The 12,683-nt window shown below is 44.1% G+C and carries 13 protein-coding genes; all 13 read left to right on the forward strand.

From position 1 onward, the window contains the following. The first annotated feature begins 1 nt into the window (after nt 1). The 13 genes from hisH to J3P40_RS04145 all read left to right on the forward strand — a co-directional run bounded on the left by hisH (nt 2) and on the right by J3P40_RS04145 (nt 12,676). Nucleotides 2–613: an imidazole glycerol phosphate synthase subunit HisH gene (hisH, locus tag J3P40_RS04085; protein WP_256003206.1), complete on the forward strand. Its 612-nt coding sequence runs from the start codon at nt 2–4 to the stop codon at nt 611–613. Continuing rightward, nucleotides 606–1,367 (forward strand): AglZ/HisF2 family acetamidino modification protein, encoded by a 762-nt coding sequence (locus J3P40_RS04090; RefSeq protein ID WP_256003209.1) that lies wholly within the window; start codon nt 606–608, stop codon nt 1,365–1,367. The genes hisH and J3P40_RS04090 overlap by 8 nt, the downstream gene beginning before the upstream one ends. Before the next feature lie 44 nt (nt 1,368–1,411). Next, nucleotides 1,412–2,512, forward strand: a complete 1,101-nt coding sequence (locus J3P40_RS04095) for an N-acetyl sugar amidotransferase (protein ID WP_256003210.1) — start codon at nt 1,412–1,414, stop codon at nt 2,510–2,512. Further along, a complete protein-coding gene (locus J3P40_RS04100; protein WP_256003213.1) occupies nt 2,513–3,634 on the forward strand; it encodes a glycosyltransferase family protein in 1,122 nt (373 codons plus the stop codon). Then, a complete protein-coding gene (locus J3P40_RS04105; RefSeq protein ID WP_256003216.1) occupies nt 3,634–4,716 on the forward strand; it encodes a hypothetical protein in 1,083 nt (360 codons plus the stop codon). Before J3P40_RS04100 ends, J3P40_RS04105 begins: the two co-directional genes overlap by 1 nt. Nucleotides 4,717–4,768: 52 nt before the next feature. Next, nucleotides 4,769–5,785, forward strand: a complete 1,017-nt coding sequence (locus tag J3P40_RS04110) for a Gfo/Idh/MocA family protein (RefSeq protein ID WP_256003218.1) — start codon at nt 4,769–4,771, stop codon at nt 5,783–5,785. Beyond that, a complete protein-coding gene (locus J3P40_RS04115) occupies nt 5,786–6,259 on the forward strand; it encodes an acyltransferase (protein WP_256003219.1) in 474 nt (157 codons plus the stop codon). Continuing rightward, the gene (locus tag J3P40_RS04120; RefSeq protein WP_256003220.1) at nt 6,256–7,362 is read left to right on the forward strand and encodes a DegT/DnrJ/EryC1/StrS family aminotransferase; all 1,107 of its coding nucleotides are present in this window, start codon (nt 6,256–6,258) and stop codon (nt 7,360–7,362) included. The genes J3P40_RS04115 and J3P40_RS04120 overlap by 4 nt, the downstream gene beginning before the upstream one ends. A gap of 13 nt (nt 7,363–7,375) precedes the next feature. After that, on the forward strand, nt 7,376–8,095 hold the full coding sequence (locus J3P40_RS04125) for a glycosyltransferase family 2 protein (protein WP_256003221.1): 720 nt from the start codon (nt 7,376–7,378) through the stop codon (nt 8,093–8,095). Nucleotides 8,096–8,098: 3 nt separating this feature from the next. Then, nucleotides 8,099–9,148 (forward strand): NAD-dependent epimerase/dehydratase family protein, encoded by a 1,050-nt coding sequence (locus J3P40_RS04130; protein WP_256003222.1) that lies wholly within the window; start codon nt 8,099–8,101, stop codon nt 9,146–9,148. Beyond that, nucleotides 9,130–10,278, forward strand: coding sequence for a glycosyltransferase family protein (locus tag J3P40_RS04135; protein ID WP_256003224.1), 1,149 nt, complete (start codon nt 9,130–9,132; stop codon nt 10,276–10,278). The genes J3P40_RS04130 and J3P40_RS04135 overlap by 19 nt, the downstream gene beginning before the upstream one ends. A gap of 74 nt (nt 10,279–10,352) precedes the next feature. Then, nucleotides 10,353–11,171, forward strand: a complete 819-nt coding sequence (locus J3P40_RS04140) for a glycosyltransferase (RefSeq protein WP_256003225.1) — start codon at nt 10,353–10,355, stop codon at nt 11,169–11,171. Next, a complete protein-coding gene (locus J3P40_RS04145; RefSeq protein WP_256003226.1) occupies nt 11,168–12,676 on the forward strand; it encodes a lipid II flippase MurJ in 1,509 nt (502 codons plus the stop codon). The genes J3P40_RS04140 and J3P40_RS04145 overlap by 4 nt, the downstream gene beginning before the upstream one ends. Nucleotides 12,677–12,683: the final 7 nt, after the last annotated feature.

Below are 12,683 nucleotides of genomic sequence, written 5' to 3' on the forward strand. Positions count from 1 at the left end.
AATGATACATATCGTTAATTACGGGATGGGCAACCTTGGCTCTATCCAGAACATGCTTAAAAAACTGGGTATTCCCTCGAAGATAGCTGAAGCGCCGGAAGAAGCGATGGATGCGTCTCAATTGATACTTCCCGGCGTAGGCGCCTTTAATGAGGGAATGCGCATTCTTTCCGAAAGTGGTTGGGTGTCTTTTTTGAACAGGAAAGTTCTGGAAGACAAATTGCCTATTCTGGGCATATGCCTTGGTATGCAACTCATGACCTCATTTAGTGAAGAGGGAAATGTTGCCGGGTTAGATTGGGTCAGGGGCCAAACAGTCCGGTTCACCGGTGCGAATCTAAGAGTGCCTCATATGGGCTGGAACATTGTGTTACCCAGACAAGACGAAGACCTCTTCAGGTCGGAAGAGGAAGAACTCCGTTTTTACCATGTGCATTCGTATTACGTGAGGCTTGAAAATCCGGAACAAGAGATTGCTCAAACTGTATATGGTGATCCCTTCACCTCTGCGTTCCGTAAAGACAATATATTCGGAGTGCAGTTCCATCCGGAGAAAAGCCATAAGTTCGGGATGCAAATGTTAAAGAACTTTCACACCTTCGCGCATGCTTAGAACCCGTGTAATACCTGTCTTGCTGCTGCAGGAGGCGGGTTTGGTGAAAACCGTCAAATTTAAGAATCCGGAGTACATCGGCGACCCTATAAATGCAGTCAGAATTTTTAATGAAAAGGAAGTAGATGAACTGATTTTTCTTGATATCAATGCATCAAAAGAACATAGGGATCCCCCTTATGACCTCATTAACAGACTAGCGACGGAATGTTTCATGCCCCTTTGTTATGGTGGTGGAATCCGCGATATCGATACGATACGCAACATACTCAAATCTGGAGTTGAGAAGGTTGCTATTAACTCCTTTGCGCTGGAAAATCCCGAATTCATACAGGAAGCCGCATCTGTATTTGGCAGCTCAACTATTGTGGTTTCAATTGATGTGAAAAAGAATCTGCTTGGCCAGTACCGTCTCCATTCATCAACAGGAAATATGAATGTAAAGAATGATGTCGCTGCATTTGCCGGGCAAATGGAAGCGTTAGGTGCTGGTGAACTGCTTTTAAATTCGGTAGACAACGATGGAACCATGCAGGGTTATGATATCAAACTGATCAAACAAATTACTTCTCAGGTCAATATTCCAGTAATTGCCTGTGGAGGTGCCGGGAAAATCGGTGACTTTGTGCAAGCATCCCACGAAGGAGGGGCTTCAGCTGTGGCAGCAGGTAGCACGTTCGTATTTCATGGCAAACATAAAGCCGTGCTGATTACTTATCCTGCTCAGAAAGAACTCAGAAAAGTCGGTTTGTAACAGTCAGTTTACTATTTTTGCATACTAACTCAGACTAAGAATCCATGCCGAAAGACCGTACGTACCAGATCTGCACCAAATGTGTGATGGATACCACAGATCCGGATATCACATTCGATGACCAGGGTATTTGCAATCATTGTTACAAATATGAAAAGGACAATTCGAAATTCTCTTCTCCTGAACAGAAAAAGCAGGCGCTGGAAGCACTTGTAGCAAGAATCAAGGCTGCAGGAAAGGGGAAGGATTACGACTGTCTGATAGGGGTAAGTGGTGGTGTCGATAGTACCTATGTTGCCTATCTCGTAAAGAACCTTGGATTGCGCCCTCTTGCTGTGCATCTGGACAATGGATGGAACAGCGAACTTGCTGTGATGAATATTGAGAATATCCTCAAGAAGCTCGACATCGATCTCTATACTCATGTAATCAACTGGGAAGAATTTAAAGATCTTCAACTGGCATTTTTAAAGGCGTCAACGCCTGATTCCGAGATCCCATCAGATCATGCAATTTTTGCATTAATGCGGAAAATAGCAAAAGACCAGAAAATCGATTATATTATTTCAGGTATAAATACACGGACAGAAAGCCATCATCCAAGGGCCTGGTCGCAAGGCCATGAAGATTGGCTGTATATCAAGAGCATCCACAAACAGTTCGGATCTAAGCCACTCAAGACATTCCCTCATGGTAATCTATGGTCATTCTATACTGCAAGGTTCTCGAAGAAATGGGTCAACATCCTGGACTATGTAGATTATATTAAAGAAGATGCAAAGAGAACAATTGCGGACAAGCTTTCCTGGAGGGATTATGGCGGTAAACATTTCGAATCGATATATACCAGGTTTTTCCAAGGATATATACTTCCAGTAAAGTTCGGATTTGATAAACGTAAAATGCATTTGTCCAGTCTTATCTGTGCTGGTGAAATCTCCAGGGACCAGGCACTTAAGATGTTGGAGGAACCCATATATCCAAAAAATATGCAAGACGATGACAGAGAATTCGTTATAAAGAAGTTTAATATTACCGAACAGCAGTTTAAGGAGATCATGGCCCTTCCTGTTAAAAAGTATTTCGACTATCCCTGCTATCCGAATACCTTTCTTCATAGGACGTTAAAGAAAATTTTCAGATAAATGCATTACTACCTGATCATCAATGAGGGGCTATCTAATGGCCTGGTCAATAGTCAGGTGATAAAGCCGATTCAGCAAAATTCGCTGGGTTCCCAGGTCGGTGTGATCTCAATGGAGAAGCCGGGCACTTCCCGCAAAACGTATCCCGGGATCAAATGTATTTCTATCCCTATTGCTGTACCTTATCGGCTCTTTCTTTTCAATCCGATCGCGCATGTTATGGTACCCTTCCTGGCGTTTTTCTACGCATGCGTCCTTGCAAGCTGTACTCGATCGAGCGATGTACTGATTGCCCGCAGTTATTTCCCCGGTATTGTGCTCCGCTACCTGAAACTCATCCGGGGCAACCATTATAAGTTCGACACGAGAAGCCTCTTCGTTCATGAATCAGTTACGAAAGGGTTGCTCAAAGAAGGCAGTTCTTTATATAGGAAGTGGCTAAATTGGGAAAAATTAGTCCTGGAGGGTTCAGATACAGTGATTGCGGTTGCCAAAAAACAGGAAGAATATTATCATAATGTGGCTGCGCAGCCACTCGATGTCAGAACAATACCCTGCTATGCTTCGGGCCCCCTCCGTTTTGCCGGACAGCGACAGGATCTCTTGCCATTCACAGAGGAAGACGTTGTCATTGCCTATTACGGATCGCTTGACAATGGATGGAACAATATTGACACTTATGCTGAGTTCTTCGGTTACGCGATCGAAAATGGCTATAAAGTCTGCATTGTCAGTCAGAATTTTCGCGAGCTTCGCCTAGACCCCAGGCTAAGCCATCCTTACGTATTCATCGTCGATACAGAAAAAAATAAAAATTATTCCGCTTACCTGCAGGTTTGTGATTACGGTGTTGTGATCATGCCAGAGGTGCCTGATTGGGAAACCCGTTTAAGTGTTAAGTTCGCTGAATATACGAACTGTGGGCTGGGTGTTCTCGTAGGAGAATACGTGGGGGAAGCCGTACGCATTTCACAGGGACATTTTCCGGCGACTAATATCGTTATCAGAGGTTCTAAGTGTCCCGGTGGTCTGCGACGTTTGCAGGTACAGCAAAGAAAAGAGATTATCGATAAGGCGCATGAGTTGTTTGGTTTCAGCAATTTTAGAAAAATCTTGAACTGATGTTTGCACTCAAGGAATTCAAGGTCAGGAAAGGAAGTCCGTATATGTTCATGTATATATGCCTTATCACCTTCTATTTCTTCGTTTTTGTATGGGGATATTTCCTAAGAGGGCCCGGCGAAAATTCAATAAGGATCGATGCCGATTCCTTTGCTTATGTAGAACTCAGCGAGCTTTATGAAAGTATGCTCGTTCTTTTTTCCATAAGTCCGAATTTTGTCGGACAGATATTTATACTCAGGGCAACAGATTACAATTTTTTCATTATCTTCCTCATCAATCTGGGCGTATTTCTCGCATCATACAAACTTATTCTGGATACGTTTGATGTCAATAGTAAACTTTTTACAGCCCTCATTATCCTTAACCCGATAATGATTCCCGTGATCACCACTTTAAATAAAGAAATTTTCGGGCTTGCTTCGGTTGTCTTTTACATGGCGTTCCTTAAAAAGGGGAGTAAAAAATTATTTTTTTTCAGCCTGATATTTGCTTTGCTTACCCGATGGCAAATGATATTTATCGTTTTCTTTTTTCATGTGTTCCGGTTCATTACAAAATCCCTGAGATTGAACCGTGCGCTGAGTCTGCTTTTATTCCTGGTCGTCATCTCAGTAACATATCCTTTGCTCTTTGCCGGTTTTGCGAATGTGATAGATGATCGCACGGCAGAGCGGCAGCAGGAAACCGCGGGTGCGGTCATCAACCTTTTTAACATAATTCAACAACATTACCTTTATGTTGTCGCGGTATGGCCAAAGGTTTTCTTCAACTTGTTTGGTAATTTTTTCAGGGTTTTCTCAATCATAACAAATCCCTCCGCAACAGACTTCCAGGATGTCTATAACAATGTATTCCTTTTGGGCCACCAGATCATCACCTTCGTACTCACCGTATGGATGATCGTTAAGAAGAAAGTTGACTTCAACAATGACCTAGTTTATTTCTGCTGCACTTATCTCATCGTATTCTGCATAGGTCCGATGATTCAATACCGGTACATCTTCCCGATATACATCCTATTTTGTGTAGTCATGTCCCAGCGAGCCCCTACAAAACCCAGGGAGATCATCCAGAATTAAAAATAAAATCCAATCTTTGCATCCCATATACAAGACGCTTAAAACTTCGCCAATGAAAGATAAAATCAATTTCGCTTTGGTCGGATGTGGCAGAATTGCCCAACGCCATGCAGAGCACATCTACAACAACGGGCTGCTGACTGCAGTTTGTGACGTTGACTGCGAAAAGGCCAATGCTCTTGCGGAAAGGTATGGCTGCCAAGCGTTCTATGATATACAAGCGATGCTGGCATCTGGGGTTTTGATAGATGTAGTCTCTGTCTGTTCGCCAAACGGGCTCCATGCGTCACACGCTATCACAGCCCTCAACGCCGGAAAACACGTATTGTGCGAAAAGCCTTTGGCGATTGACGTTAACGATTGTGGTGAAATGATCAAGGCTGCAGAAAAAAATAACAAGCGTCTTTTTGCAATCAAGCAAAACAGATTCAATCCACCGGTTGCTGCCGTTAAAGAACTGATAGAACAGGGGAAGCTTGGTAAAATCTACAGTGTTCAGCTGACCTGTTTCTGGAACCGTAACCCCGATTACTATGCCAATTCCTGGAAAGGAACCAAGGATCTCGACGGAGGTACGCTATATACTCAGTTCAGTCACTTTATTGACCTGTTATACTGGATTGTTGGTGATGTCCGGCGAGCCTACGCGCTTACGGGTAATTTTGCACACAAAGACATTATTGAATTTGAAGACACAGGGGTTGTCGCACTTGAATTTTATAACGGGGCGTTAGGCACCATCAATTATACGGTAAACAGTTACGGCAAAAATATGGAAGGTTCACTTACCATATTTGGGGAGAAAGGTACGGTAAAGATTGGGGGCCAGTACCTCAATGAGCTGGAGTACCAGAATATCGAAGGATACAAAATTGAAAACCTTCCTGAAGGTAATAAGGCCAATAATTACGGCACCTATCAGGGGTCGATGTCTAATCACGACAAAGTATATGAAAACATTGTGGATGTTTTGTCTAATGGTGGTTCCATATCGGCAAATGCCTTCGAAGGCCTCAAGACGGTAGAGATCATCGATAAGATCTATCAATCCGCCAGCAGAATCAATTAGATGGGAAAAGTACAGTATTACGAGTCCAAGGTAACAGATGACGTCAAGTTCGGAGAACTGGTCAAAGTTGTAAAACCGGTCAATCTTTATGGTTGCAGAATAGGCGACAATACATTTATCGGACCATTCGTGGAAATACAGAAAGATGTCACGATAGGGGCGTTCTGTAAGATCCAGTCGCACACCTTTATATGCGAACTCGTTGAGATCGGCGACCATTCCTTTATAGGCCATGGCGTCATGTTCATTAATGACTTGTTCGAAAACGGAGGTCCCGCCATGGGCGACAAATCAAAGTGGAAATCGACCAGGATAGGAAATCACGTATCCATTGGCAGCAATGCCACCATTCTCCCTGTAGCTGTGTGTGATCACGTGGTTATCGGCGCAGGCGCTGTAGTAACTAAAGACATCAATGAGCCAGGTATTTATGTTGGCAACCCTGCAAGGCTTTTAAAAAAATACGTAAAATGAAAGTACCATTCGTAGACCTCGGTGCGCAGTATCAGTCAATCAAAACAGAAATCGATCAGGCAATAGCACGTGTTATCACTGAAACTGCCTTTATCGGTGGGAAGTATGTAGAGCAGTTCGAACGTGAATTTGCGGAACTTTACGGTGTCAAACACTGCATTCCAGTAGCAAACGGTACCGATTCGCTATATATACTCATGAAAATGCTGGGAATAGGACCGGGAGACGAAGTCATTACGGTTGCTAACAGTTGGATATCTTCGTCAGAAACGATATCTCAAACAGGGGCGAAGCCTGTCTTTGTCGATATCGACCCAGATTACTATAGCATTAACGAAGCGTTGATCGAAGCTGCGGTCAGTGACAAAACCAAAGCCATCATCCCCGTTCATTTACAAGGTCAGGTATGCAACATGGAAGCGATTATGGAAGTCGCAGCGAGATATGATGTACCTGTCATTGAGGACTGCGCGCAATCGCATTTTTCCGAATTTCGCGGAGCAAGGGCTGGAACCATCGGGAAGGCGGCTTCGTTTTCTTTCTATCCGGGTAAAAATCTTGGTGCTTACGGCGATGCGGGCTGTATTCTCACCAATGATGATGAACTTGCACTTAAATGCAGAATGTATGCACGTCACGGCGCGCTTAAAAAGCACCAGCATCAGATGGAGGGCATCAATAGCCGCCTGGACGGGTTGCAGGCAGCTGTCCTTAGTGCGAAATTACCCCACATCCTTCATTGGACTGCCCAACGTATAGAGAATGCTGCTAAATACGATTCCCGTTTAAGCGCAATTAAGGAAATAGTTATTCCAAAAGTAAGACCAGAGACCAGACACACCTATCATTTATATGTAATCCGTACCGAAAGACGCGATGAACTCGCTGCTTATCTCAAAGAAAAGGGCATTGAAACGGCGGTACACTATCCGGTTGCCCTTCCAAATATGGAGGCTTACCAATACCTTGGGCATCACCGCGATGATTTTCCGGTTGCCAGCAGCTATCAGCATACCATATTATCACTCCCGATGTACCCTGAACTGACCGGGGAGCAGATCGGCTATGTCTGTGACATGATTTCCGCATTCTTCAGGCAGTAGATCTTACCATGAAATGATATCCGTATGTATTGCGACATATAATGGTGAAAGGTTCTTGGGAAAACAGCTCCAGTCGATACTAGAACAGCTAGGAGAGCTGGATGAAGTAATCATATCTGATGATTCCTCTACAGACAGAACGCTGGAGGTTGTCCGGTCGTTTAATGATCCCCGGATCCGTATCTTCGAGGGTCAGACTTTTCGCAATGCAATCTTTAATTTTGAATATGCGCTCCGGCAGGCCAGGCATGATTCGATCTTCCTTTCCGATCAGGACGATGAATGGGAACCAGGTAAGGTCAAACGGATGTCAGACGCCTTACAGCAATACGATATGGTAGTTACCGATCATAGCGTGGTCGATGATCATGGCCGGGTCATCCTGCCCTCCTACTTTGAAAGGGTCCCCTCAGGACCGGGATTATTGCGGAACCTTAAAAAAAATACTTATTACGGATGTTGTATGGCATTCAGGCGGACGGTATTGGAGGTCGCGCTGCCATTTCCGAAAAATATCCCGATGCACGATATATGGCTGGGATTTGTCGCCGATCTGTTTTTTAAAGCCACATTTATCGACTATCCATATACCAGATATCGAAAGCATTCAGATAATGTGTCGACGGCAACCGATATAGTCAGTACTGCAACTCTGACCGCTAAAATTGGTTATCGCTGGAATATTATCAGATATTTGCCCACAGCTATACTCAGGAAATTCAAGCATAAATAAAAAATGAAAAAATTGTTAGTAACAGGATCATCGGGACTGATCGGATCTGAAGTTTGCATCCATTTTGCAAATCTGGGTTGGGAAATCCATGGAGTAGATAATAATCAGAGAGAGGTTTTTTTCGGGCCGCAAGGTAATACTCGCTGGAACCAGAACCGCCTTATCGACACCCTCACGAACTTCATACATCACGAGATTGATATCCGCGACAGGCAGGGAGTTATTGAAATGATTAGAGAAGTTAAGCCGACTGCTATAGTACATACCGCGGCCCAACCCAGTCACGACAGGGCAGCAGCTATTCCATTCGACGATTTTGACACCAATGCGGTAGGGACTTTCAATCTGCTGGAAGCCACAAGAAGATATAGCCTCGAGATCCCTTTCGTACACATGTCCACCAACAAGGTTTATGGCGATGCGCCTAACGAAATTAGGATGAACGAGCTCGAAAAGCGTTATGACTATGCAGATCCGGAGTATGCACACGGAATTTCAGAATCTTTCCGTATCGATCAGACTAAGCACTCATTGTTTGGGGCCTCAAAAGTCTCTGCAGACATATCGGTTCAGGAATATGGGAGATATTTTAACATGCCTACTGCTTGTCTTCGCGGTGGTTGTCTTACGGGCCCAAACCATAGCGGCGTGGAACTGCATGGTTTTTTAAGTTATCTTATCAAGTGTAACCTCGAGGAGCGCGAGTATACCGTTTTCGGATATAAAGGCAAGCAGGTACGCGACAACATCCACTCGTTCGACGTAGCCCGTTTTATCGAGGAATTTATCAATGCACCCCGCATCGCAGAAGTATACAATCTTGGCGGTGGCAAGGATAATACATGTTCAATACTTGAAGCTTTTGACATTATTTCAGCCATCAGTGGAAAGCCTATGAAATACCGCTACGATGAAACCAACAGGATCGGCGATCACATCTGTTACTACAGCGACCTGCGGAAAATGAAGGCGCACTATCCAAACTGGGATATTACCAAGTCACTTCATACCACGTTTGAGGAAATATATAGCTCATGGATAAACAGAAGCTGAAAATCTACACCTGCAGCAATGTAGGTATGGACTATTTCCTGTTTCTTACACGAACGGTCACGCAAGCCGGCTTCGATGTAGCGCCCATCTTCCTTACATCAGAGGCAGATTACAGAAGGCTGGGAAAGGGCAAAAGCATATCTAAACTATGGTTACGCTTACAGATGTATGTCTTATATCCGATATACCTAGCCTGGAAGGTGCTTTTTGCAAAAAAAAACAGTATTTTCATTGTGTCCAGTAATACTTTTTTTGCCCCTTACCTCGTACACCTGATTTTAAAGCTCAGGCCCGGCAAGCTGATACACTTATTATACGATCTTTATCCAGATGCTATAGAAATCGCCGGGATGATCAAACCTGGCAGCTTCATTTCCAGGTTGGTGGGTAAAATCGCTCGTCGTAACCTTTCTGGATGCCATGCTACTGTTTATCTTGGTGAATTCCTGAAAAAGCATGCAGAAGACCGTTGGGGCAAAGCTCCTGTATCAGATGTTATAGACATCTCCACAGACCTGCAATTATATGCTCCCGATTTCCGCGGAGATATAGACAATTCCAGGATCATCCTCCACTATGGGGGCCAATTGGGTTATCTTCATGATGCCGATACATTGATCGCATGCATTAAATACGTTTTAGGATCATCCATTGCGGATCGTGTAGAATTCAATTTTTATGTGAGCGGCGCACAGGCAGCCCACCTGAAGGAATCTCTTGCTGGCTATCCAGTTAAGGTGATCTCCGCTATACCCAGCGCACAATGGCGTCAGGACATACGCAACTTCCACATCGGTATGGTGTCGCTGAGTCCAGGGGGGGCAAGTGTTTGCCTGCCAAGTAAAACCTACGGGATGATGGCGGGAGGAATGGCCATCCTGGCAGTGGCGCCTGAATGGTCCGATCTTGCGACGCTGATCAATCGGATGGATGCTGGCTGGATAGTCAATAACTCCAATAATTACTCCGGGGATACCGCCCGCGATTTTCATTCGAAATTAGCGGCCATCCTCGACAATACGGCATTGCTGCAACAAAAACGTTTCAATGCGTTCCATAATGTAAGGTCTTTTCACGGAACAGATGTTCTGGTACATAAATGGACACAACTGATTGAGAAAATAAAGTAAGATAACAACCATACCACACAGACATAAACAATATATCATTGAGTATATTGCAAACAAAACTATCTGGGGGAAACATGAAGCTGGCGATATCGATTGTATTGTACCATAATGGTGCTGAAGCTGAACATGCGATACGGTGTGTGCTGAATTCTTCAATTCAGGCAAGGATATACCTTGTCGATAACTCCTCGACAGATGAGCTTCGGCGGCTGGCCGTGTGTGAATCCGTACATTATATCTATAATAATAAAAATATTGGCTACGGGGCCGGCCATAATGTCGCGATCAGGCGTTCGATAGCAGATGGCATACCTTACCATATTGTGATGAACCCAGATATTGCATTTGGCGAAAATGTCCTTGAGCAGATCATCAGCTATATGGACATGCATCCCGAGGTAGGATCATTGATGCCTAAAGTTTACAATGAAGACGGAAGCCTTCAGCGGCTTTGTAAGCTATTACCTACTCCTTTAGACCTTTTTACAAGACGTTTCGTCGGTGATATCGCCTATTTCCGGAGAAGGGACGAGCGCTATGAACTTCATCATTTTAATTACGACAAGGTCATCGACACACCCTGCCTGTCAGGCTGCTTCATGTTTCTGAGAACAAGTGCACTGGAAAGATGCGGTCTTTTCGATACCCGGTTTTTTCTGTATCTTGAAGATTATGATCTCACCCGACGCATTAATCAGCACTACGAGACGATCTTTTTCCCTAATGTCTCAATTGTACATGGACATGGTAAAGGATCGTACAAGAGCCGTTTTCTGTTAAAGGTACATATGGTCTCTGCCATCAAATATTTCAACAAATGGGGGTGGTTTTTTGACAAAAACCGGAGCCAGTTGAACAATAAGGTTTTAAAATACATAAATGATAGCCGTTGAGAAAAAAGGCAACGTTGATATTTGTCCTTAGGTGTGTCAGGCTGGTCATCGCAGTGATCAACCTTTCGTTCTCTGCAAAATATTTTGGTGTAAATTTCGAACGCGATGTCTGGCTGCTGGCACTTACTTCGGTCATTGTACTCGACACGATTATTTGGGGTGCCATTAATGATACCTTCCGGGCCAAATTTACATTCCTCAAAGATAGAGAGGGCGAAGCGCTTGCGCTCGATCGTGCCAAAGCTCTTTTGCTGTTCATTAACGTAATTACCATATTAGTGCTTGGCCTGGTCATGTCCTTTCCCGGGGGAATTGCTAAAATGTTTGCGCCATCCTATACACCTGAACAGCTCCATGCGCTTGTAGTCATGATCAGGATAGTTGCACCAAGCTTCCTGTTAACTCAGGTTACCAAGATAATTACCAGCATATTGAATGCTTACGGATCTTTTGTCATACCCGAAATCATAGGACTTTTTACGCAACTGCTTACCCTGATCCTGGTAGTGCTATTCGCCGAATCCATCGGCATTTATACCCTCGTCATTTCTTATTATGCCGGGCTCATCGTGCTGACAATTCTCTTGGTCAGACAATTGCGAGCGTTAAACGTTCGCCTGTTCTATGGGCTCAGCAAAGTCCGGTTCAGTCATTTTAAGCCCTTTCTTCTTTTTTCGGTTCCTCTATTCTTCATCTACCTTAGTTCCCAGATCGGCATCGTCATCGAAAGGGCGCTTGCAAGTTCGACCGCAGTAGGCGCTGTTTCTGCACTTGACTACTCGAGAAAATTTTCAGATATCCCTATCGAAGTCCTTTGCGGTATCATCGCATCTTTACTCGTTCCAATATTGACCCAAAGGTATGTAAAGCAGGATCATCAGTCGTTCATTGAGGAATTCAGGAAGATCTATCAATTTGGACTGCTTGTACTTATCTTTGTTGTCGGTATATTTACCGCATGTCCCGGCGCAGTAGTCAGGTTACTTTACAGACAAGGAAGCATCTCGCAGCAGAGTCTTGATGATATTGCACGCCTGACGATGTATTATAGCTGGTCAGCTATTTTTGTTTTTCTTTACCATATGTACGGCTCAGCCTTGCTCTCTTCACAAAAAGGAATCCGTTTTGCACTATTCGGAACGGTTGCGCAGCTAATCATGATCCTCATGAACCTCACTTTATATGACAAATTCAGTTTTTATCTGTTTCCGTTTAGCCTGCTTATATCTCATGGGACCGCGGCAGTGATAATGGCCTTACAGTTTCCGGTAGCTGCAAAGCAGTTGGTAACAGTAACGCTAAAGTACCTTGCCATTCTGTCCGGTGTGTGCGGTTTCGCCTGGGCATTCAACCATTATGTTTATCAATCTCCTCATGCATTCGTTACGATCTCGCTTACGACAACTATTCTCGCCGTGCTAACCCTAATTGCAGTTTTCGTATTGAAGACGGAAGAACGCGCAGTAATGCTAAGTTTATTTAAGCGACGTTTTTTCGATCAATAACTCGTAT

The organism is Pedobacter deserti (assembly GCF_024436415.1).
In the GTDB taxonomy this organism is placed as follows: Bacteria; Bacteroidota; Bacteroidia; order Sphingobacteriales; family Sphingobacteriaceae; genus Pedobacter; species Pedobacter faecalis.

What these genes read in the sequence shown, in the direction of transcription:
- J3P40_RS04100 (WP_256003213.1), top strand. Translation starts at nt 2,513, where the DNA reads ATGCATTACTACCTGATCATCAATGAGGGGCTATCTAATGGCCTGGTC.
- J3P40_RS04105 (WP_256003216.1), top strand. Translation starts at nt 3,634, where the DNA reads ATGTTTGCACTCAAGGAATTCAAGGTCAGGAAAGGAAGTCCGTATATG.
- hisH (WP_256003206.1), top strand. Translation starts at nt 2, where the DNA reads ATGATACATATCGTTAATTACGGGATGGGCAACCTTGGCTCTATCCAG.
- J3P40_RS04130 (WP_256003222.1), top strand. Translation starts at nt 8,099, where the DNA reads ATGAAAAAATTGTTAGTAACAGGATCATCGGGACTGATCGGATCTGAA.
- J3P40_RS04115 (WP_256003219.1), top strand. Translation starts at nt 5,786, where the DNA reads ATGGGAAAAGTACAGTATTACGAGTCCAAGGTAACAGATGACGTCAAG.
- J3P40_RS04095 (WP_256003210.1), top strand. Translation starts at nt 1,412, where the DNA reads ATGCCGAAAGACCGTACGTACCAGATCTGCACCAAATGTGTGATGGAT.
- J3P40_RS04090 (WP_256003209.1), top strand. Translation starts at nt 606, where the DNA reads ATGCTTAGAACCCGTGTAATACCTGTCTTGCTGCTGCAGGAGGCGGGT.
- J3P40_RS04120 (WP_256003220.1), top strand. Translation starts at nt 6,256, where the DNA reads ATGAAAGTACCATTCGTAGACCTCGGTGCGCAGTATCAGTCAATCAAA.
- J3P40_RS04140 (WP_256003225.1), top strand. Translation starts at nt 10,353, where the DNA reads ATGAAGCTGGCGATATCGATTGTATTGTACCATAATGGTGCTGAAGCT.
- J3P40_RS04135 (WP_256003224.1), top strand. Translation starts at nt 9,130, where the DNA reads ATGGATAAACAGAAGCTGAAAATCTACACCTGCAGCAATGTAGGTATG.
- J3P40_RS04110 (WP_256003218.1), top strand. Translation starts at nt 4,769, where the DNA reads ATGAAAGATAAAATCAATTTCGCTTTGGTCGGATGTGGCAGAATTGCC.
- J3P40_RS04125 (WP_256003221.1), top strand. Translation starts at nt 7,376, where the DNA reads ATGATATCCGTATGTATTGCGACATATAATGGTGAAAGGTTCTTGGGA.